The organism is Limnohabitans sp., assembly GCF_044373035.1.
In the GTDB taxonomy this organism is placed as follows: Bacteria; Pseudomonadota; Gammaproteobacteria; order Burkholderiales; family Burkholderiaceae_C; genus Limnohabitans_A.
Map to the genome: position 1 here is coordinate 15,287 of NZ_JBILQU010000013.1, position 19,510 is coordinate 34,796.

Here is a 19,510-nt window from a genome sequence, read left to right on the forward strand (position 1 = left end):
CCATGGCCACAGCGACCGCAACAATGAACAACGGCATGATGACCGTTCCCGATAATTCGGGGGCTGTCTCAGCACCCGCACCCGCGCCCAACGGCAGCATGGCACTGACCACCGCAGCCGGCAACCCAGGCGCTGACGCGCCCGGCACCGGTTTGAGCACTTGGCAAACCCTGGGCATGGCGGACAATTTCAACAAAATGATCAACCAGCCCTCGGTGCGCCGGGTCTTGCCTCTGATCGTCATGTTGGCCGTCATGGTCCTGTTTGGCTTGACGTATGCCTGGATGTCGACCACGCCTTACCGCCCCGTCATGCCTGGCCTGCAAGAAGCCGACCAACAAGCCGCTTTCGAATCGCTCAAAACATCAGACTTCAAACCCAAGATCGATCCAGCCACCGGCCAGCTGACCGTGCCCAGTGACCGTTTCCACGAAGCGCGTATTTTTCTGGCCGCGCAAGGTTTGCCCAAAGCGGGCGCCACGGGCCTGGATGGGCTGAAAGACCAGTCCTCCATGACCACCAGCCAGTTCATGGAGCAGGTCAAGGTGAACGCCGCCATGGAGCAAGAACTGGCACGCAGCATCATGCAAATTGGCAGTGTGCAAGGTGCCCGCGTGCACTTGGCCACGCCCAAACAAAGCGTGTTCGTGCGTGACCGCACGCCCCCTAAGGCTTCGGTGGTGCTGGCCCCCTACCCCGGCCGCGCTGTGTCTGCATCACAGGTTCAGGCCATCGTTCACTTGGTCTCGTCCAGCGTGCCTTACCTCACACCCGACCACGTCACGGTGGTCGACAACGTGGGCAAGCTGATGACCGAATCGGCCACCGAACAAAAATTGGGCCTGACTTCGGCTCAGGAGCAGCACAAGCAACAAATGGAAGAGGTCTTGCGCAACCGAATCATGCAGATCCTCACGCCCATGGTGGGCGAAGCCAATGTGCGCTCGCAGGTGAACCTGTCGCTGGACTTTACCCAGACCGAAAGCACCACCGAAGACTTTGACAACCGCGACAAAGGTCCCCGCACCCGCTCGGAAGTGCTGGCCGAAGACCGTGCCGCCGTGCGCGCTGCCGAGGGCATACCGGGCTCATTGGCCAACACGCCCCCTCCAACCCCCAACACCACCACCAACACCCAGGTGGACCCGACCAAGGGCCAGTCCGAATCGAACAGCACACTGAGCAGCCGATCCACACGCAATTTCGAGCTTGACCGAACCGTGCGTCACGTACGCGGCGCCAGCGGCGGCATCAGGAAAGTCAGCGTGGCCGTGATCGTGAACGAGCGCCCTGCCCCGCCGCCCGCCGATGGCGCAGCCGCAGAACCCAATGCGCCCAAGAGCGTGCCCTTTACCCCACAAGAACTTGAGCAAATGCAACAGGTGGTCCGTGGTGTGGTGGGTTTTGACCCAGCACGCGGCGACAACGTGTCGGTGGTGCCGGCCCGCTTTGAAGCGCCTGCACCCCTTGAGACCATCCCTTGGTACATCGAAAACAAGGTGCAATCGGGCCTGACCAGCGCCCTGATCGCCATCAGCTTCATCGTGTTCATGCTGATCGTGGTGCGCCCGATCATGCGCAACATCACGACGGCCAAGGCCATGGCCGAAGAGGAAAAAGCCAAAGCCGCGATGGCCGATGGCGAGCTGAGCGCCGAAGACATGCGCATGATCCAGATCGGCGAGTGCGAAAGCCTGGAAGAGATCAAGGCCAAGCTCAAGCCCAAGAAGTCGAGCATCAGCATCGACATGCTGGACACGGCCAACACCTACGACGACAAAGTGGCCCTCATCCGCATGCTGGTGGCCGAAGATTCAGGCCGTGTGGCCAACGTGCTCAAGGGCATGATCAAGGTTTCCTGAGAGACACAAGGACAGAACTATGGCCACGAAAAAAGACAACGACAAAGATGCCAAAGGCAAGGACGCCAAAGGCAAAGATGCCAAAGGAAAGGACGGCAAAGAAGTCAAGCAGGTTGAATCGGCTTTGGGCGATGCACCGATCGTGATGATCGAAGAGCTGCAGCAAGAGCTGGACGCCCTGACCGGCGCACAGCGGGCTGCGGTGCTGATGCTTTTATTGGGCGAGCAACAAGCGGCCGAAATCATCCGGTTTTTGAACCCCAAAGAGGTTCAGTCGCTGGGTGGCGCCATGGTGTCCGTGGCCGATTTGTCGCAAGAGGCGGTCAACGTTGTGCTCGACGAATTTGTGGCCACACTCAAAAAGCAGACCAGCTTGGGCTTGGGCACGGGCGACTATGTCGAGAAAGTCTTGAAGCGCGCTTTGGGTGACGACAAAGCGTCTTCGGTGCTCAGCCGCATCATGCCAGGCCAAGGCAGCAAAGGGCTTGAGATCCTCAAATGGATGGATGCCCGCTCCATTGCAGAAATGATCCGGGGTGAACACCCGCAGGTGGTGGCCATCATCTTGTCGGTACTGGAACACACTGTGGCCGCTGACGTGCTGAACTTCCTGCCCGCAGAAGCGCGCCCCGAAATCATTCAACGGATTGCCAGCCTGGACACGGTGCAGCCTTCGGCCATGGAAGAGTTAGAGCAAATCATGATGAAGCAGTTCGCGTCCAACTCTTCGTCCAAATCGTCCAGCTTTGGCGGCATCAAAGCCGCGGCTCAGATCATGAACTCGGTCAAGGTGGAACTCGAATCGGCCATCATGTCGGGCTTGTCGGTGATTGATGCTGATTTGATGCAAAAAATCCAGGACAACATGTTCACCTTTGAAAACTTGGTGGGTGTGGACAACCGGGGCATCCAGGCCATCATGCGCACGGCCGAGCCGGACTTGTTGATGGTGGCGCTCAAAGGTGCGCCAGACTACGTCAAGGACAAGTTCCTCGACAACATGTCCGCCCGTGCTCGCGTCATGTTTGTGGACGACATGGAAAGCAAAGGGCCATTGCGCATCACCGAAGTGGAAGAAGCACAAAAGAACGTCATGCGTCTGGCACGCAAGCTGTCCGATGCGGGCGAGCTGGTGTTGGCAGGAGGCGGCGATGGCTTTGTCTGACCTGAATGCCCAAGCTGCCCCTTGGAGCACCAATCCGTTGCTCAACGGCAAAAGTCAGACCCCCAGTTTTCTGCGCACGCAATGGGACGAAGCCAAAGCGCACGCCTTTGGCCCTTGGCGTGTGGCCGATCGCAGCGAGCCCACCGACGCCCTGACCTTGCCTTCACCTCTGAATGCAAGCGAGTTCGTCGACGACACTCAGACGCCGCAGCACGAGGCCACTGAAACTGCGGCCTTGACTGCGCCAGAGTCAGAAAACACCCAAGTCTCGGAATCGGCACTGGCTGCGATGTTGGACGAGGCCTTCCAGCGTGGCATCCAGGAAGGCCAAGCGAATTTACACGCCCAACTGGACGCCGAGCGCGACAAAGAGCGCGAACTCATCCGCCATTTGGGCATTGAGCTGCGCAGCATCAGCCAAGACCCCCAGCGCTTTTTCGAACCCCTCAAGCGCTTGTCCTTGCACCTGGCAGAACAACTGGTGCGCGCCGAGCTGCAAATTTCTGGACAAGCCATTCAGGGCCTGGTTCAGTCGTGCATTCAGCAACTGGACCACCCGGCGCAACCCGTCAAAGTCAGCCTGAACCCGCAAGACATGAAGCGCCTGCAAGCCATGGGCGAAGCCGTGACGGCCCACCTGGAGCTGGAGGCCGACCCCCAATTGCGCCCAGGCAGTGTGCGCGTTCGCGTGCAAGACAGCGTGGTGCAAGACCTGATCGAGCACCGCCTGGAGTCGTTGGCGCGTCGCTTGCTGCCCCAACCCGAGGCCTGGATGCAAACGTCCAGCCTGGTGCAAGACAAAGTCGACGCCATGCCCGAAAACACCCCCAAACGAGACTGGGACCGTCAAGTGATTGACGTACAGGACACCGACCTCAAATCCACAGGCGCTGACGCACCCGACGAGGACATGCCCGCATGAACTTTGAGCAAGAAGTCAACCAGCTGATCGGCGGGCTGCATGCCCCCGAGCCCCAGCGCAGCGGCACCTTGGTACGGTTGGTCGGCATGCGCTTGGAAACACGCGGCCTGATGGCGCCGTTGGGCGCATGCTGTGAAGTGATGGGGCAGATGGGCCACCGGGTCGAGGCCGAGGTGGTGGGCTTCAACGACGAAACGCTTTTTTTATTGCCGTTCACTGAGCCCCAAGGCATTGGCCCGGGTGCGCAGGTGCGCGTGCTCAGCCACACCTCGCAAGTGTGCCTGGGCCCCGATTTGCTGGGCCGCATCATCGATGGGCGCGGCCAGCCACTGGACGGCAAACCGCCACCCGAGTGCCGCGATGTGCTGAGCCTGCAAGGCCGTCCCATCAACCCCATGGAGCGTGGCCCCATCAAGGAAGTGCTGGACGTGGGTGTCAAAGCCATCAACGGCATGCTCACCATTGGCCGGGGCCAGCGCCTGGGGCTGGTGGCGGGCTCTGGCGTCGGCAAGAGCGTGCTGCTGGGCATGATGACCCGCTTCACCGAAGCCGACGTGGTGGTGATCGGCCTGATCGGCGAGCGCGGCCGTGAGGTGCAGGCTTTTATTGAAGAGTCTTTGGGCCCGGTGGGCTTGGCCAAGTCGGTGCTGGTGGCCGCGCCGGCCAACGAGTCGCCCGTGCTGCGCCTCAAAGCCACGCACCTGACGCATGTGATCGCCGAATACTTTCGCGATCAAGGCAAAAACGTCTTGATGCTGGTGGACAGCTTGACGCGTGTGGCCCATGCGCAGCGCGAGATTGGTCTGGCGGTTGGCGAGCCCCCCACCGCCAAAGGCTACCCACCCTCGGTGTTTGCGCTGCTGCCCAATTTGATCGAACGTGCCGGTGTCGGGCGACATGGCTTTGGCTCGATCACCGCCATCTACACCGTGCTGGCCGAGGGCGACGACGCCAACGACCCGATCGTGGACATTGCCCGCGCCTCGCTCGATGGCCAGGTGATGCTCTCGCGCAAGCTTGCCGATGCGGCGCATTACCCCGCCATTGACCTCACCGGTTCGGTCTCGCGGGTGATGCAAAACCTGCTCTCGCCCGAAGACCAAAAGCTGGCCAACCGGTTCAGGCGTTTGTGGACGCTGTACCAACAAAACCAGGACCTGATCCAGGTCGGCGCTTACGAGGCGGGCAGCAACCCGGACCTAGACCATGCCATTCGCCTGCGGACGGCGATGGAACATTTTTTACAACAAGACATGCACACCAGCCAGGACGCCGAGACCACGCGCCGCGAAGTCCAGGCTTTGATGTCCACCTGACACCCCCAAGGAGAAGACCATGCGAGAAGCCCGAAAATGTTGGCCCGTGCTGGTGCACAAAGCCCAAGATGCGGTGAACGATGCGCAAAACGACATCGTGCAGGCCCTGGCCCGGGTCGATCAGCTCCAAGCCAGCCACCAGCGCCTGTGCAAGCTGTATGACGAATACCGCCTGCAGGAGCAAACCAGCCAAGCGCCCGTGATGGGCATGCAAGCGAGCATGAACCACCGCCAATTCATGGCCCAACTGTTGAACCTGCAGCAGCGCGTGGTGCTTGACCTGAGCAAAGCCCAGGCCACGCTGACCCAGATGCGCCAAAAAAAGCTGCAAGCCGAAATCGAATTGCACAAGATGACGTCGCTGGCCGAGCAAGACGCGAAAGCGGTGGCACAAGACGCCAAACGCCATGAACAAAGACAAATGGACGAGCTGGGCGTGCGCCAGTTCATCCTGGGGATGGGGACCTGAGCAGAAACCTTTGAGCTGAAACCTTTGCGCTGATTCATTGCGCTATGTCAAGGCAATGACTTGGGCTTGTAACTATGCTGGCGCGGATGATGCGCTATGTGGGTCTGTTTTTTTGTGGCACGGTTTTGGGCGGACAGGCTTTGGCCGATCCATCTCAAAACGCTGCGCATGTGGCCCTGTGGCCGACCATCCCCTTTGTGCGCGGCCAAGATCTGTGTCAATACCAAGATGCCTATGGCCGCACCCGCGCTCAACAGGCCAGCGACATGGCCCGTTTGTTGGGCGACTTGATCCGCGCTGGTGCAGAGCCCAAACAAGCACCTGAATTGCTGCAAACCTTGGACAGCCTGATCGACCAAGGGCGGCAGCGGGCCACGGGCGGATTTGGCATGGACGTCTTGCTCGAAGGCAGTTTCAAGGCCGCGCTCGACCGGGTGTATGAAATGCACCATCCCCAAGTGCGCAAGGTCAGTTTCTTCAACCCCACGGCCCTGAGCGAGTTGGTGCGCGTGCTGCGCGCCCAGCAAAGACAGGGCAGCCTAGAAGCCAAACAGCTCCAGGGTTTGACCGGCATGGCCTGGGGCACTTATTCCTTCAGCCCGGGTTGCAAAGGCGATGTGCTGGTGACCCTGCACCTTCAAACCCAGCCCGGACACAGCTTCAATTACCAGGCCCGGGGCATGCCGGATTTGGTGATGGGACAAATCGCCTACCAAGTCTTCAGCCAGTTTCAAAAAACGCACTTTCCAAGCCAGGTCACTTACCTGGGAAAAACCTTGGAATTGTTGGGTGCGCCGGGCAATGTGCTGGGCACCACCAACTCGCCGCGCAAAGCCCAATTCGCCTGTGAATGCATACAAGCCAGATTGCCCACCGTGGGTGAGTACGTTTACCTGAGTGAATTGGGCGACTGGAACGGCGGCGTGAACAGCAGCAAAGGCTTGTGGGCCCTGTCCCAAGAACGGGTGATGGCCCCAGAAATGCCCAACCCGTCCATGGTGCGATCGATCAAGGAATTCCAGTCGCCCGACATCCGTTACTTCTGCGTGCGGCAGGCGATCGGGAAAAATATCGCCAGCCAGTGCACCCCCTGAGCTGGCCTTTCGCAAGGGTCTTCACTGAGGCCCAAGGGAGATTGAACGTGCCAAAATTGCCAACGATTCCACTCACCCGCACATCCGTCACAACGCCATGCCCTCGTTCCAACGCGCCGTCATCACAGGAGCCTGCGGGGGCTTGGGGCAAAGCTTGGCGCGGCAGTTGCTGGGCTCGGGTGCGCAGGTCGCGCTGGTCGGCCTGAACCACGATGCATTGAATGCCTTGCAGGCACTGGCCCCCGAGCGCTGCCGCATTTACACCCCCGACGTATCCAACGCCCAGGCCATGCAGGCCATGGCGACCGACTGCTTGCAGCACTGGGGCGCGCCCGATCTGGTGGTCGCCAATGCCGGTGTGGCCGGTGGGTTTGAAACCAGCGACCCGGCCGATCTGGCCGTGATGCGCCGCATGCTGGAGATCAACCTCTTGGGCGTGGCCACCACGTTTCAACCCTTCCTGCAGGCCATGCTGGACAGCCAGCGCCCCGGTGCGCTGGTGGGCGTGGCCAGCGTGGCGGGCTGGCGCGGCATGCCGGGCAATGGGGCTTACTGCGCCAGCAAAGCCGGGTTGATCGCTTATCTGCAAAGCCTGCGGGCCGAGTTGCGCCCCACACAGCTGACGGTGCACACCATCAGCCCGGGCTATTTGCGCACAGCGCTCACGGCGGGCAACACCTTTGCCATGCCCGGCCTGCTGGAGCCCGATGAAGCGGCCCGCGACTTGCTGCACGGTGTGGCGCAGGGCCGCGAACACATTGTTTTGCCGCGCCGCATCGGCTGGCTGTCGCAAGCCCTGTCGCTGTTGCCCGCCCGCTGGCACGACCGCATCTTGCTGGCCCAGCCCCGCAAACCACGCGCCCACCAAGCCGGGGCCACACCGATCCCCGGCCTTTCTGACACCCCTCGCCAACGCACGTCATGAGCATTGCCACACACCAACAATTCGCCTTGATTGGCGCAGGCCCCGCCGGTCTGGCCGGGGCACGGGCCCTGAGCAAACACGGCATCGCATTTCAGGGCTTTGAAGCCCACACCGACGTCGGCGGTTTGTGGAACATCGGCAATGAACGCTCGACCGTGTACGAGTCGGCCCACCTGATCTCCAGCAAACGCACCACCGAGTTCAAGGAATTCCCCATGCCAGGCGGCACGGCCGATTACCCCAGCCACCGCGAGCTGCTCGCTTACTTCCAAGCCTATGCCCAGCACTTTGACCTGAAGCGCCATTTCCGCTTTGGCGTGCGGGTCAAGCAGGTCGAACCCGTGAGCGATGCGCCCGACACGCTGTGGCGCGTGACCCTGGATGTCGGCAAGGGGCAACAGGAAACACACGAGTACAAAGGCGTGGTGATCGCCAACGGCATCTTGGCAGAACCCAACATGCCCAAATGGCCAGGCCAGTTCAGCGGGCAGGTGCTGCACACCTCGGCCTACAAAAAGGCCGAACACTTCAAAGGCCAGCGCGTGCTGATTGTGGGCGCGGGCAACTCGGGCTGCGACATCGCGGTGGACGCGGTGCACCACGCGCAAAGCGTGGACATCTCGGTGCGCCGGGGCTATTACTTCGTGCCCAAATATGTCTTTGGCCTGCCCGCCGACACCGTGGGGGGCAAAACCAAACTGCCGCGCTGGCTCAAACAAAAAGTCGACAGCACTCTGCTCAAGTGGTTCACCGGCGACCCGGTGCGCTTTGGGTTTCCGAAGCCCGACTACAAAATGTACGAGTCGCACCCCATCGTGAACTCGCTCATCCTGCACCACATTGGCCATGGCGACGTGAAGGTGCGGCCCGACGTGGATCGGCTCGATGGCCACACCGTGCACTTCAAAGACGGCAGCCAAGCCGACTACGACCTGGTCATGGCGGCCACCGGCTACAAACTGCACTACCCCTTCATCAACAACGCCCTGCTCAACTGGCAAGGCCTGTCGCCCCAGCTGTACCTGAACATTTTTGCGCCGCGCTTTGAGCGTCTGGCCGTGCTGGGCATGGTCGAGGCCGCTGGCCTGGGCTGGGAAGGCCGCGCCGAGCAGGCCGAAGTGATGGCGCTTTACTTCAAAGGCCTGGACGCGGGCCAGGACAAGGCGCTGGCGTTTTCCAAAGCGCGCCAAGGCCCCTCGCCCGACTTGTCGGGCGGGTACCGCTACCTGAAGGTCGAACGCATGGCCTGCTACGTCAACAAGGACGTTTACCGCGACACCATGCGCCAAACCGCGGCCGAACTGGCCTGAGCCCCATTCCCAACGAAAGCCCCCATGCTGCCTGTTGACGAGATCCGTCTGAACTTCAACCCCGCCTCGCTGGCCCTGCTCAACGGCGTGCTGGCTTTTTTGATGTTCGGCATCGCATTGGACACCCGGGCCGACGACTTTCGCCGCTTGCTGCGCATGCCCATGGCCTTTGCCGTGGGCATTGGGGCGCAGTTTCTGCTCTTGCCTGCCATCACCTATGGGCTGACCCTGGTGCTGCAGCCCTCGCCCAGCATCGCTTTGGGCATGATCCTGATCGCTTGCTGCCCGCCGGGCAATGTGAGCAACATCCTCACGCACCGGGCCAAGGGCAACGTGGCGCTGAGCGTGTCGATGACGGCTGTGTCCAATGCCATCGCGGTGGTGGCCATGCCGCTGAACTTTGCATTTTGGGGTGGCTTGCACCCCACGGGCTCCAAGTTGTTGACCAGCATCGCCTTGGACCCGGTGCAAATGTTTGCGCACATCCTGCTCATCATCGGCATACCTTTCGTGCTGGGCCTGCTGTGCATACGCTATGTGCCGGTCTGGACCGAGCGCTTCAAAAAGCCGCTGCGCATCATCAGCTTCATGGCCCTGATCGGTTTCATCGTCGCCGCCATTGCGGGCAACTGGCGCTACTTTCTGGACTATGTGGGTCTGGTGCTGGTGGCTGTCATCTTGCACGACACACTGGCCTTTGGCACGGGCTGGGCTGCGGCCAAAGCGGCCCGCTTGTCCGATTACGACAGCCGCGCCCTGTCGATCGAAGTCGGCATTCGCAACGCAGGTCTGGGCCTGGTGTTGATCTTCAGCTTCTTTGACGGCTTGGGCGGCATGGCCGTGGTGGCGGGTGTCTGGGGCTTTTGGGACATCATCGCCGGACTGCTGCTGGCGGGCTGGTGGGCACGCAGGCCGCTGGACGGCGCTGCCGCGCAGCGGCCCGGCACCGCCGAATGATCGGGCCATGCGCTCAGCGTGCGCGGCGGGTTTTGGTCACGGGCGCAGCGGGCTTTCTGGGCCAAGGGCTGATCAGCCAGCTGGGCCGGCAAGCTGACTGCGAGGCCGTGTTCGCGGTGGATGTGCGCGAAGTGCCTGCTGGGCAGCGCCTGCCTGGCATCACCTACCTCACCCAAGACGTGCGCGACTCGGCCCTGGCCAGCACCGTGGCGTCGCACCGCATCGACACCCTGGTGCACTTGGCGGCCATCGTCACACCCGGCAAAGACGCCAACCGCGCGTTTGAATACTCGGTCGATGTGCAAGGCACGCGCAACGTGTTGCAAGCGTGCGTGGCGCATGGCGTGCAGCACATCGTGGTCTCGTCCAGCGGCGCGGCCTATGGTTACCACGCCGACAACCCCGCATGGATCACCGAAGACATGCCGCTGCGCGGCAACGAAAGCTTTGCCTACAGCCACCACAAACGCCTGGTCGAAGAGATGCTGGCGCAATACCGCCAAACCCACCCCGAGCTGCAGCAAACCGTGCTGCGCATCGGCACCATCTTGGGCGAACGCGTCAACAACCAGATCACCGCGCTGTTTGAAAAACCTCGCCTGCTGGCCATCCAGGGCTCGGACAGCCCCTTCGTCTTCATCTGGGACGAAGACGTGACCGGGGCCATCGTGCACGCCCTGAGCGGCCAGGCCCCCAGTGGCTGTTTCAACCTGGCGGGTGACGGGGCTTTGACGATTTTTGACATTGCAGAGCGGTTGAACAAACGCCCGCGCGTGCTGCCCGCATGGTTCTTGAAAACCGCTTTGTTCATCGGCCACCGACTGGGCATCGGCCGCTATGGCCCGGAACAACTCGACTTTTTGCGCTACCGGCCTGTGCTGCTGAACACGGCACTCAAAATCCGGTTTGGCTACACACCGCAAAAAACCAGTGCGCAAGCTTTGGAGGCCTTGATCAGCGCACGCGAAACGCTGCGTCCGATCCGCAAACCCTTAAAGCCCGGGATTGGGCGCTGAATTCCATGATGCATTCAGACAAAGCTTGACCGAAGATACTGGCTTATCTTCACAACCAGAGACAAGCATGCACATCAACCGCCGCCAGATGCTGACCGCCACCACCGCACTGCTCAGTGCGCAGGTATGGGCGCAGTCCAGTCCTTTCCCCAACCGTCCGATTCGCATCGTGCCCTTTGGCACGGCGGGCGGACCCATCGACGCACTGGCCAGAGCCTACGGCGAAAAACTGCAACAACGTTGGGGGCAATCGATCATCGTTGACGCCAAGCCCGGTGCCAGCGGCATCATTGCGGCCGATTTTGTGGCCAAGTCCGCACCCGACGGCCACACAGTGATGATGACGCTGCCGCTGACCCATGTGAACAACGCCATTTTGCAAGCGAAGCTGCCCTACGACCCGGTCAAGGATTTCACCCCTTTGTCCATGTTGGCCACAGGCGGCCCCATGCTGGTGGCGCGGGCCAATGCACCGTTCAACAACCTCAACGAATTCGTAGAATTTGCCAAGAAAAAAGGCGCGATGTCTTTTGGCACCTGGGGCAACGGCTCCAGCGCCCACCTGTTTGGCGAGTTGCTCAAACGGCAAGCTGGCCTGAACCTGGTGCATGCGGCCTACAAATCCGAGGCCGCTGCGCACAACGACTTGTTCGGTGATTTGCTCGATTTCGCCTGGGCCAACCCGTCCACAGCCAAGGCGCAAAGCCAGGGTGGCCGAATGAAAGTCATCGGTATTGCAGGCACTCGCCGCGTCTCGACCATGCCTCAAGTGCCCACCTTCAAGGAGCAAGGCTTCCAAGGCTTTGATGTGGACAGCTGGATTGGCATGTACGCCCCGGCCGGTTTGAGCGCCGACATTCAAAACACCTGGGTCACAGCCCTGCGGGAAATCACCCAGATGCCCGACATTCAGGCCCGCCTGAGCGCCTTTGGTTTTGAGCCATTGGGCAACACGCCCGCGCAATTCATGGAGGTCTTCAAAGCCGATTACCCCCGGGTCTCCGAACTGATCAAAGCCGCAGGCGTGACCCCCAACTGAAGCCCCCACACCCCATGAGCAAGATCATCCCCTTGGTGCCTGCAGACACCGGCACGGCTTACGACCGCCCCACCCCCAGCCATTTGAAAAACATGACCGAAGTGGGGCCCGGCACCCCGATGGGCGAGTTGTTGAGGCGTTATTGGCACCCCATCGGCCTGTGCGGCGACGCCACAGCCACCCCCAAAAAAGTCCGCGTGCTGGGCGAAGACCTGATCTTGTTTCGCAACCTGTCGGGGCAGCCGGGCTTGCTTTACCCGCATTGCATGCACAGGGGCACATCCCTGTTTTACGGCAAAGTCGACGCAACCGGCATTCGCTGCTGCTACCACGGCTGGAAATTCGATGCCACCGGCCATTGCCTGGACCAGCCGTGTGAGCCCGATGGCGGTCGCTTCAAAGACAAAGTGCGCCAACCCTGGTATCCGCTGCAAGAGCACTACGGCCTGATTTGGGCCTACATGGGGCCACCCGACAAAAAGCCCGTGTTGCCCACCTATGAATGCCTTGACCAGCTGGACGAAGACGAGTTTTTAGAGGCCGACGACAGCAGCATTGGCGGTGGTGGCCCCCGAGTCATTCCCTGCAACTGGATGCAGCATTACGAAAACCTGGTTGACCCGTTTCACGTCGTCATCTTGCATTCGTCCTTCAGTGGCACCCAGTTCGTGGAAGAAATGGCCGTGATGCCCGAGGTCAACTGGGAAAACACCGCATCGGGTGTGCGGACCATTTCCATGCGCCATCTGCCAGATGGCCGGTCTTTCAAACGGATCAGCGAAGCGGGGCTGCCCACACTGCGCGTGATCCCCAGCCCCAAAGTTGGCCGCATGGGCCGGGTTGAGTCCATCGGCTGGATCCTGCCGATCGACGACCACAGTTTCCGGATTTTTGTGGTCGGGCGGGTGCGGGAACAAGGTGAGTTGTCACGCATGCGCACCCGCATGAACGGCAAGCTGTGGGAAGAGATGAGCGATGAGGAACACCAGATGTTTCCCAACGACGTGGAAGCCATGGTCAGCCAGGGCGTGATCGCTCACCATTCCGACGAGCATCTGGCCACCAGCGACCGAGGCATCGTGATGCTGCGCCGAATGCTGCTGCAACAGTTGGATGTCGTCGCTGCCGGCGGTGACCCAGCGGGTGTGCACTTCGATGCCCATGCGCCTGCTGTGCACTTCACGTCCGGCAATTTTCTGCTGGACTGATTCACAACAAAGGGCGCAACTCCCGCGCAGCTTGCAGCAGCAGTGGCAACCACTGGCGCTGCACCGCGGCGTCGCTCAATTGCTCGGCCGTGCCCACCACGTTCAGTGCCGCCAAGGTCTGGCCCTGCATGTTGCGCAGCGGCACGGCCAGCGCGTGAATGCCCAGTTCGTGGCCATCGCGGGCCAGGCAGTGGTCAGACTGCCGAACCTGCGCGATCAGGGCCTTGAACTGGGTCGCGTTCACCTCGGTTTGCGGCGTGATGCGGGCCAGCTCGCGCCCTTTGAGCCAGGCGGCGAAATCGGCCTTGGGCAGGGTGGCCAACAAAACCCGCCCAGTGGAGGTGGCGTGAGCGGGCAAACGTGCGCCCAAATGCAGGCCATAGGCCAGGTGCCGCACCGGCTCGGCGGCGCCTGCGCTGCGGGCCACGATGACACATTCATCACCATCGCGCACCACCGCGCTGAAGGCCGCCTGTGTTTGCGCGGCCAATCGGTTGAGCGTAGGCTGCAGGGTGCGTGGCAAGCGCGAAGTGGCCATGTAGCTGCCCGCAAAGCGAAGCACACGCGCCGACAACCAATAGTGGCTGCCGTCGGTTTCCAAATATCCCAGCTCGGCCAGCGTGAGCAAATGCCGCCGCGCCGCCGCCCGCGTGATGCCCGTGCGCTGCGCGGCCAGCGTGGCGTTCAGGCGCTGGCGCTCGGTGTCAAAAGCCTCCAGCACGGCCAGGCCTTTGGCCAGGCCTTCGATGTAATCTGCTTTGGCGATGGTCATGGGATGCCTCAAAAACACAAGTCGGACCTGAAGACGCCGACCTGGGAAATCATTTTGACGTCCGTCATTTTGCGCGATCATCGCACAAAATAACTTTTAATCGCACAAACTTCGTCACCACCATTCTCGAAAAATAGCCCCACCTCTTAAGCTTGCCTGCATTGGATTGAACAATTTCAGGAGACACCCCCATGAGCACCACCCGCACCCAAGTGGCCATCGTTGGCGCAGGCCCTTCAGGTTTGTTGCTGGGCCAATTGCTGTTCAAGGCGGGCATCGACGCCGTCATCGTGGAGCGGCAAAGCGGCGACTACGTGCTTTCGCGCATCAGAGCGGGCGTGCTGGAGCAAGTGAGCATGGATCTGCTGGATGAGGCCGGTGTGGGCCAGCGCATGCACAAGGAGGGCCTGGTCCACGGCGGTTTTGATTTGTTGTTCAAGGGGGCACGTCACCGCATCAACATGAACCAACTCACCGGCGGTAAAAACGTCATGGTGTATGGCCAAACCGAAGTCACGCGCGACCTGATGGACGCACGCCAAGCCGCGGGCCTGCCCACGGTGTACGAGGCCGAGAACGTGCAGGTGCACGACTTTGACAGCCAAAAGCCCCGGGTGACTTACGAAAAAAATGGCCAACTGCACACCATCGAATGCGATTTCATCGCCGGTTGCGACGGCTTTCACGGCGTGTGCCGCACCAGCGCGCCCAAAGACAAAATCCGCGAATACGAAAAGGTCTACCCCTTCGGCTGGCTGGGTGTGTTGTCAGACACCCCCCCCGTGCACCACGAACTGATCTACGCCAACAGCACGCGCGGCTTTGCGTTGTGCTCGCAGCGCAGCGCCACGCGCAGCCGCTACTACCTGCAGGTGCCCTTGACCGACAAAGTTGAACAATGGTCTGACGAAGCCTTTTGGGAAGAACTTCGCCAACGCCTGGACCCCGAAGCCCGCGAGCATTTGGTCACCGGCCCCAGCATCGAAAAAAGCATCGCACCGCTGCGCAGCTTTGTGACCGAGCCCATGCGCTTTGGCCGCATGTTTCTGGCGGGTGACGCCGCTCACATCGTGCCGCCCACAGGCGCCAAGGGCCTGAACCTGGCGGCCACCGATGTGAAGTACCTGTCCACCGCGCTCATTGAGTACTACCGAGAGAACACGGAGGCAGGCATCGACAGCTACTCCGAGCGCTGCCTGCGCCGCATCTGGCGGGCTGAGCGTTTCAGCTGGTGGTTCACCAGCCTGATGCACCATTTCCCCGAAAACGGCGACATCGGCCAGAAGTTCCAAGACGCCGAACTGGACTACCTGGTCCACAGCGAAGCGGGCTCACGCACCATGGCCGAAAACTATGTGGGCTTGCCGCTGAATTTTGGCGAGTGAGCCGCCTGGGCTCAGACACCGGCGCGGCTCGCCTTCCACGCCCCGAACATGGCGATCAGGCCCGGCACAATGATCAAGGCCCAGATGATCTTGCTCAGGTGCTGCTGCACGATTGGCAGGTTGCCAAACAGATAACCCACCGACAGCAGGCCCACCACCCAAATCACCGCGCCCACCACATTGAAGAGGGTGAATTTGCTGCGCGTCATCTCGGCCACGCCCGCCACAAAGGGCACAAAGGTGCGCACAAACGGCATGAAGCGCGCCAAGATGATGGTGATGCCGCCGTATTTCTCGTAAAACGCGTGGGCTTGGTCAAAGCCCCGGCGGCTGAAAAACCGCGATTCTTCCCACTGGAACACCCGGGGCCCGAAGTAGCGCCCGATGGTGTAATTGGTCTGGTCTCCCAAAATGGCCGCCACGAGCAGCAGGCCCATGACCAAGGGCAAGCTCATCAAGCCTGCACCGCACATGGCCCCCACGATGAAAAGCAGCGAGTCGCCCGGCAAGAACGGCATGACCACCACACCGGTTTCCACAAAGATGATGAGGAACAGGAGGGCATAGACCCAAGCCCCATATTGAGCGACAAAGGTCTCCAAATATCGGTCGACGTGGAGAATGAAATCAACAAGTTGCAAAAGAATGTCCATGTGCCGATTATCCCCGTCCAAGCCCTAAAATCAGTCAGTGAGCTCACAACAAACCCCGGCTTCCGCGCGCCGCCCCATCCGCGAACTCCCCGATGAACTGATCAGCCAGATCGCCGCAGGCGAGGTGGTCGAGCGCCCTGCCTCGGTGGTGCGCGAGTTGGTGGACAACGCCATGGACGCCGGGGCGCAAAGCATCACGCTGCGCCTGATGGGTGGTGGCACGCGGCTGATTTCGGTGGAAGACGACGGCGGCGGCATCGCCCCGGACGAGCTGGCCACCGCCCTGAAACGCCACGCCACCAGCAAGATCGGTAACCTGGACGACCTCGAATCGGTCATGACCCTGGGCTTTCGGGGCGAAGCCTTAGCAGCCATCAATTCGGTGTCCGAGTTCACGCTGCTCTCGCGCATGGACGGCCAGCCCACCGCCTTTGCACTGGACGGCCGCACGGGCGAGATCCGCCCAGCCGCTCGCGCTGTGGGCACCACGGTGGAGGTGAAGGAGTTGTTTTTTTCGACCCCGGCGCGCCGCAAATTTTTGAAAAGCGACAGCACCGAGCTGGCGCATTGCATTGAAGCGGTGCGCCGCCACGCCCTGGCCCGCCCAGATGTGGGCTTTGCCATCTGGCACGAGGGCAAGCTGGTGGAGCAGTGGCGGGTGCACCCTGGCGCGGCAGGCCTGGCGCAGCGCCTGGCCGATGTGCTGGGCGAAGAGTTTGTGGCCCAGTCCATCCCCATTGAATACCACGCCGGGCCGCTCAAAGTGATGGGCCGCGCCGGTTTGCCCGACGCCGCGCGCTCACGCCCCGACCACCAGTTTGCTTATGTGAACGGCCGTTTTGTGCGCGACAAAGTGGTCATGCACGGTGCCCGCAGCGCCTACGAAGACGTGCTGCACGGCCACAAACAACCGGCTTACGCGCTGTTCATGCAAATCGACCCCACCCTGGTGGACGTGAACGTGCACCCGACCAAGATTGAGGTGCGCTTTCGCGACAGCCGCGCGGTGCACCAGGCCGTGCGGCATGCGCTTGAAAACGCGCTGGCCGCACCGCGCTCGCATAACCTGAGCGATGCGCCTGCCCTACCTGCCAGCGACTTCGACCTGAAGGCCCCCGCCGCCAAAGCCCTGCCCGAATCGGCCGCCTGGCAGCAAGGCGGCATGGCTTTCGAGCGCCCTGGCCCTTCGACTTTTTCGGGCCCCGGCTACAAACCGGCGGACTTTGTGCGCCCCCGTGTGGATGGCGAACAAGCCATGTCCGACCTGAAGGCGCTGTGGAACCCACCTGAGCGCAGCGAGGACCCGAGCGATCAAAGGCGCAACGAAGACCTGAGCGTTCAAGAACGCAACGCGCCCAATTGGCTTCAGGCGGCCCCCAAAGAAACAGCGCCCGGCACGGCGGGTGCAATGCCCCGCCCCACAAGCCCCTTGGCCGCCCCCGCCCCCCTGCCCGATGGCGACTGGCCGCTGGGCCGCGCCATCGCGCAACTGCAAGGCGTCTACATCCTGGCCGAAAACAAGCAAGGCCTGGTGGTGGTGGACATGCACGCGGCGCACGAGCGCATCGTGTACGAACGCCTCAAAAACCAACTCAACACCACGGAAGCCTCGCGCATCACCAGCCAGCCTCTCTTGATCCCCGCCACCTTTGCTGCCACCCCCAACGAAGTGGCCACCGCCGAAGCCTGCGCCGAGGTACTGGACCAGTTGGGGCTGGAAATCTCACCCCTGTCGGCCAAAACCCTGGCCGTGCGCGCCGTGCCCACCAGCTTGGCGCAAGGCGACGCGGTGGAACTGGCGCGCAGCGTGTTGGCCGAGTTGGCCCAGCACGACGCCAGCACCGTGGTGCAACGCGCCCAAAATGAAATTTTGGCCACCATGGCCTGCCACGGCGCGGTGCGTGCCAACCGCCGCCTGACGCTCGATGAAATGAACGGCTTGCTGCGCCAGATGGAAGACACCGAACGCTCTGACCAATGCAACCACGGCCGCCCCACTTGGCGGCAGATGCCGATGCGCGATCTGGATGCGTTGTTCTTGCGGGGCCGCTAATGGAACGCCTCACTTTGAACGACCACAAAGCAATGGGCGAGTTCGGTGTGTGGACTGCCCGATTTGGCGAGCGAAGCGAGTATGAGGGCAGCCGCGCACTGGCCTCGCCCATTGCGCTTCACGAAGAAACCACCGCATAAGCAGCATGTCGCAAAAACTCATCGTCCTGCTCCTGGCCCTGCTGCTCGGCCTGCAACCCGTCACCACCGACCTGTATTTACCCGCCCTGCCCGCCATCACCGAAGGCTTTGGGGCCGGCATGGGCCAGGCCCAACTCACCCTCACCGCCTTGCTGCTCGCCTTTGGTCTCTCGCAACTGGTGTGGGGGCCCCTGTCGGACCGCTATGGCCGCAAACCCATCTTGCTGTGGGGCATGGCCGCTTACGTGCTCGCATCGGTTGCCTGTGCGTTCGCGCCCAACATGGCCTGGCTGGTGGTCGGCCGCGCCCTGCAAGGCGTAGCGATGGGCGCGGGCGTCATGGCCGCACGGGCCGTGGTTCGCGACCTCTATGCCCCAGCCCGAGGGGCCATCGTCATGTCGCAAGCCCTCACGGGCCTGGGCATCATCGCCTGCGTGTGTGCGCCCATTGGCGGCATCCTGACCGACGCTTTGGGCTGGCGCGTGGCCCTGCTGGCGTTGGCTGTGTTTGGGGCCATCACCTTTGGCCTGCTGCTGTGGCGCTTTGAGGAAACCCTGGCCCGACCCAACCCCCAGGCACTGCACCTGCGCAGCCTTTTGCGGGCCAACGGACAGATCTTGCAGCACCCCACTTTCCGCGCTTGGAGCGCACTGTCCACTGGCGCCTACATGGGCTTGTTCACCTTTTTGGCCTGTTCGGCCTTTGTCTTCACCCGCAGCATGGGTTACAGCAAAACCGCTTACGGGTTTTTCATGCTCAGCATGTCGTTGTCCTACATCTTGGGCACCTTCTGGTGCCGCTGGATGCTGCGCCGCACCAGCGTGCACCGCGCGGTGGCCGTGGCCGCCATCCTGACCCTGTCGGGCGGCATCAGCATGGCCGCGCTGGCCTATGCGGGCCAAGGCCAAGACTGGTATGGCGCGGCCAGCGTCATGGGGCCGATTTACCTGTTCATGCTGGGCCACGGTGTGCACCAGTCCTGCGGACAAAGCGGGGCCGTGGCGCCTTTCCCCGAGCGCGCAGGGACAGCCTCGGCGCTCAACGGATTTTTGATGATGTTGGGGGCTTTTTTCATGGGCAGCTGGCTGGGCACGCAAATGGAAGAGCCCGTCTTTGCCCTGGCCCACGGCCTGCTGTTGTGGAGCGTATTCGTGACCCTGGTGGCCTGGACGCTGGTGCAGCGCCACGGCCGCTCGGCCCCTCTGCCCGCCCGCTCCTGAGTCA

Annotated in this window: 18 protein-coding genes; 16 read left to right on the forward strand and 2 right to left on the reverse strand. The window is 61.9% G+C overall.

The window, feature by feature from the left end; genetic code table 11:
- Nucleotides 1-2 precede the first annotated feature (2 nt).
- The 12 genes from fliF to ACIQ47_RS03845 all read left to right on the forward strand — a co-directional run bounded on the left by fliF (nucleotide 3) and on the right by ACIQ47_RS03845 (nucleotide 13,283).
- Nucleotides 3-1,862: a flagellar basal-body MS-ring/collar protein FliF gene (gene fliF / locus ACIQ47_RS03790; RefSeq protein WP_396436918.1), complete on the forward strand. Its 1,860-nt coding sequence runs from the start codon at nucleotides 3-5 to the stop codon at nucleotides 1,860-1,862.
- 19 nt (nucleotides 1,863-1,881) lie between these two features.
- Nucleotides 1,882-3,027: a flagellar motor switch protein FliG gene (fliG, locus tag ACIQ47_RS03795; protein WP_396436919.1), complete on the forward strand. Its 1,146-nt coding sequence runs from the start codon at nucleotides 1,882-1,884 to the stop codon at nucleotides 3,025-3,027.
- On the forward strand, nucleotides 3,014-3,949 hold the full coding sequence (locus ACIQ47_RS03800; RefSeq protein WP_396436920.1) for a FliH/SctL family protein: 936 nt from the start codon (nucleotides 3,014-3,016) through the stop codon (nucleotides 3,947-3,949). The genes fliG and ACIQ47_RS03800 overlap by 14 nt, the downstream gene beginning before the upstream one ends.
- A complete protein-coding gene (locus tag ACIQ47_RS03805) occupies nucleotides 3,946-5,265 on the forward strand; it encodes a FliI/YscN family ATPase (RefSeq protein WP_396436921.1) in 1,320 nt (439 codons plus the stop codon). Before ACIQ47_RS03800 ends, ACIQ47_RS03805 begins: the two co-directional genes overlap by 4 nt.
- Nucleotides 5,266-5,284: 19 nt before the next feature.
- Nucleotides 5,285-5,734 (forward strand): flagellar FliJ family protein, encoded by a 450-nt coding sequence (locus ACIQ47_RS03810; protein ID WP_396436922.1) that lies wholly within the window; start codon nucleotides 5,285-5,287, stop codon nucleotides 5,732-5,734.
- Nucleotides 5,735-5,808: 74 nt separating this feature from the next.
- The gene (locus tag ACIQ47_RS03815; protein WP_396436923.1) at nucleotides 5,809-6,828 is read left to right on the forward strand and encodes a hypothetical protein; all 1,020 of its coding nucleotides are present in this window, start codon (nucleotides 5,809-5,811) and stop codon (nucleotides 6,826-6,828) included.
- A gap of 97 nt (nucleotides 6,829-6,925) precedes the next feature.
- Entirely contained in the window at nucleotides 6,926-7,753 is an 828-nt protein-coding gene (locus ACIQ47_RS03820) for an SDR family oxidoreductase (RefSeq protein ID WP_396436924.1), read from the forward strand.
- The gene (locus ACIQ47_RS03825) at nucleotides 7,750-9,063 is read left to right on the forward strand and encodes a flavin-containing monooxygenase (RefSeq protein ID WP_396436925.1); all 1,314 of its coding nucleotides are present in this window, start codon (nucleotides 7,750-7,752) and stop codon (nucleotides 9,061-9,063) included. Before ACIQ47_RS03820 ends, ACIQ47_RS03825 begins: the two co-directional genes overlap by 4 nt.
- A gap of 24 nt (nucleotides 9,064-9,087) precedes the next feature.
- Nucleotides 9,088-10,020, forward strand: coding sequence for a bile acid:sodium symporter family protein (locus ACIQ47_RS03830; RefSeq protein ID WP_396436926.1), 933 nt, complete (start codon nucleotides 9,088-9,090; stop codon nucleotides 10,018-10,020).
- Nucleotides 10,017-11,036, forward strand: a complete 1,020-nt coding sequence (locus ACIQ47_RS03835) for an SDR family oxidoreductase (RefSeq protein WP_396436927.1) — start codon at nucleotides 10,017-10,019, stop codon at nucleotides 11,034-11,036. The genes ACIQ47_RS03830 and ACIQ47_RS03835 overlap by 4 nt, the downstream gene beginning before the upstream one ends.
- Nucleotides 11,037-11,103: 67 nt before the next feature.
- Nucleotides 11,104-12,075 carry a Bug family tripartite tricarboxylate transporter substrate binding protein gene (locus ACIQ47_RS03840; protein WP_396436928.1) on the forward strand — a complete coding sequence of 324 codons (972 nt, stop codon included), beginning with the start codon at nucleotides 11,104-11,106 and terminating at the stop codon, nucleotides 12,073-12,075.
- A 14-nt stretch (nucleotides 12,076-12,089) separates the two neighbouring features.
- On the forward strand, nucleotides 12,090-13,283 hold the full coding sequence (locus ACIQ47_RS03845; RefSeq protein WP_396436929.1) for a Rieske 2Fe-2S domain-containing protein: 1,194 nt from the start codon (nucleotides 12,090-12,092) through the stop codon (nucleotides 13,281-13,283).
- A 1-nt stretch (nucleotide 13,284) separates the two neighbouring features.
- Here ACIQ47_RS03845 and ACIQ47_RS03850 read toward each other — a convergent pair whose 3' ends face one another.
- Nucleotides 13,285-14,055, reverse strand: a complete 771-nt coding sequence (locus ACIQ47_RS03850; RefSeq protein ID WP_396436930.1) for an IclR family transcriptional regulator C-terminal domain-containing protein — start codon at nucleotides 14,053-14,055, stop codon at nucleotides 13,285-13,287.
- 191 nt (nucleotides 14,056-14,246) lie between these two features.
- Here ACIQ47_RS03850 and pobA point away from each other — a divergent pair, with 191 nt between their 5' ends.
- Nucleotides 14,247-15,440, forward strand: a complete 1,194-nt coding sequence (gene pobA, locus ACIQ47_RS03855) for a 4-hydroxybenzoate 3-monooxygenase (RefSeq protein WP_396436931.1) — start codon at nucleotides 14,247-14,249, stop codon at nucleotides 15,438-15,440.
- Nucleotides 15,441-15,451: 11 nt separating this feature from the next.
- Here the strand turns inward: pobA and ACIQ47_RS03860 are convergent, their stop codons facing one another.
- Nucleotides 15,452-16,093 carry a DedA family protein gene (locus tag ACIQ47_RS03860; RefSeq protein ID WP_396436932.1) on the reverse strand — a complete coding sequence of 214 codons (642 nt, stop codon included), beginning with the start codon at nucleotides 16,091-16,093 and terminating at the stop codon, nucleotides 15,452-15,454.
- A gap of 37 nt (nucleotides 16,094-16,130) precedes the next feature.
- Here ACIQ47_RS03860 and mutL point away from each other — a divergent pair, with 37 nt between their 5' ends.
- Genes mutL through ACIQ47_RS03875 form a run of 3 tightly spaced genes read left to right on the forward strand, consistent with a single transcriptional unit; the run spans nucleotide 16,131 to nucleotide 19,506 of the window.
- Nucleotides 16,131-18,146, forward strand: coding sequence for a DNA mismatch repair endonuclease MutL (gene mutL / locus ACIQ47_RS03865; protein WP_396436933.1), 2,016 nt, complete (start codon nucleotides 16,131-16,133; stop codon nucleotides 18,144-18,146).
- Nucleotides 18,146-18,286, forward strand: a complete 141-nt coding sequence (locus ACIQ47_RS03870) for a hypothetical protein (RefSeq protein WP_396436934.1) — start codon at nucleotides 18,146-18,148, stop codon at nucleotides 18,284-18,286. The genes mutL and ACIQ47_RS03870 overlap by 1 nt, the downstream gene beginning before the upstream one ends.
- A 5-nt stretch (nucleotides 18,287-18,291) precedes the next feature.
- The gene (locus ACIQ47_RS03875) at nucleotides 18,292-19,506 is read left to right on the forward strand and encodes a Bcr/CflA family efflux MFS transporter (protein WP_396436935.1); all 1,215 of its coding nucleotides are present in this window, start codon (nucleotides 18,292-18,294) and stop codon (nucleotides 19,504-19,506) included.
- The last annotated feature ends 4 nt before the right edge of the window (nucleotides 19,507-19,510 follow it).

Coding starts and splice junctions, on each gene's coding strand:
- fliF (WP_396436918.1), top strand. CDS start 3: ATGGCCACAGCGACCGCAACAATGAACAACGGCATGATGACCGTTCCC.
- fliG (WP_396436919.1), top strand. CDS start 1,882: ATGGCCACGAAAAAAGACAACGACAAAGATGCCAAAGGCAAGGACGCC.
- ACIQ47_RS03800 (WP_396436920.1), top strand. CDS start 3,014: ATGGCTTTGTCTGACCTGAATGCCCAAGCTGCCCCTTGGAGCACCAAT.
- ACIQ47_RS03805 (WP_396436921.1), top strand. CDS start 3,946: ATGAACTTTGAGCAAGAAGTCAACCAGCTGATCGGCGGGCTGCATGCC.
- ACIQ47_RS03810 (WP_396436922.1), top strand. CDS start 5,285: ATGCGAGAAGCCCGAAAATGTTGGCCCGTGCTGGTGCACAAAGCCCAA.
- ACIQ47_RS03815 (WP_396436923.1), top strand. CDS start 5,809: ATGCTGGCGCGGATGATGCGCTATGTGGGTCTGTTTTTTTGTGGCACG.
- ACIQ47_RS03820 (WP_396436924.1), top strand. CDS start 6,926: ATGCCCTCGTTCCAACGCGCCGTCATCACAGGAGCCTGCGGGGGCTTG.
- ACIQ47_RS03825 (WP_396436925.1), top strand. CDS start 7,750: ATGAGCATTGCCACACACCAACAATTCGCCTTGATTGGCGCAGGCCCC.
- ACIQ47_RS03830 (WP_396436926.1), top strand. CDS start 9,088: ATGCTGCCTGTTGACGAGATCCGTCTGAACTTCAACCCCGCCTCGCTG.
- ACIQ47_RS03835 (WP_396436927.1), top strand. CDS start 10,017: ATGATCGGGCCATGCGCTCAGCGTGCGCGGCGGGTTTTGGTCACGGGC.
- ACIQ47_RS03840 (WP_396436928.1), top strand. CDS start 11,104: ATGCACATCAACCGCCGCCAGATGCTGACCGCCACCACCGCACTGCTC.
- ACIQ47_RS03845 (WP_396436929.1), top strand. CDS start 12,090: ATGAGCAAGATCATCCCCTTGGTGCCTGCAGACACCGGCACGGCTTAC.
- ACIQ47_RS03850 (WP_396436930.1), bottom strand. CDS start 14,055: ATGACCATCGCCAAAGCAGATTACATCGAAGGCCTGGCCAAAGGCCTG.
- pobA (WP_396436931.1), top strand. CDS start 14,247: ATGAGCACCACCCGCACCCAAGTGGCCATCGTTGGCGCAGGCCCTTCA.
- ACIQ47_RS03860 (WP_396436932.1), bottom strand. CDS start 16,093: ATGGACATTCTTTTGCAACTTGTTGATTTCATTCTCCACGTCGACCGA.
- ACIQ47_RS03870 (WP_396436934.1), top strand. CDS start 18,146: ATGGAACGCCTCACTTTGAACGACCACAAAGCAATGGGCGAGTTCGGT.
- ACIQ47_RS03875 (WP_396436935.1), top strand. CDS start 18,292: ATGTCGCAAAAACTCATCGTCCTGCTCCTGGCCCTGCTGCTCGGCCTG.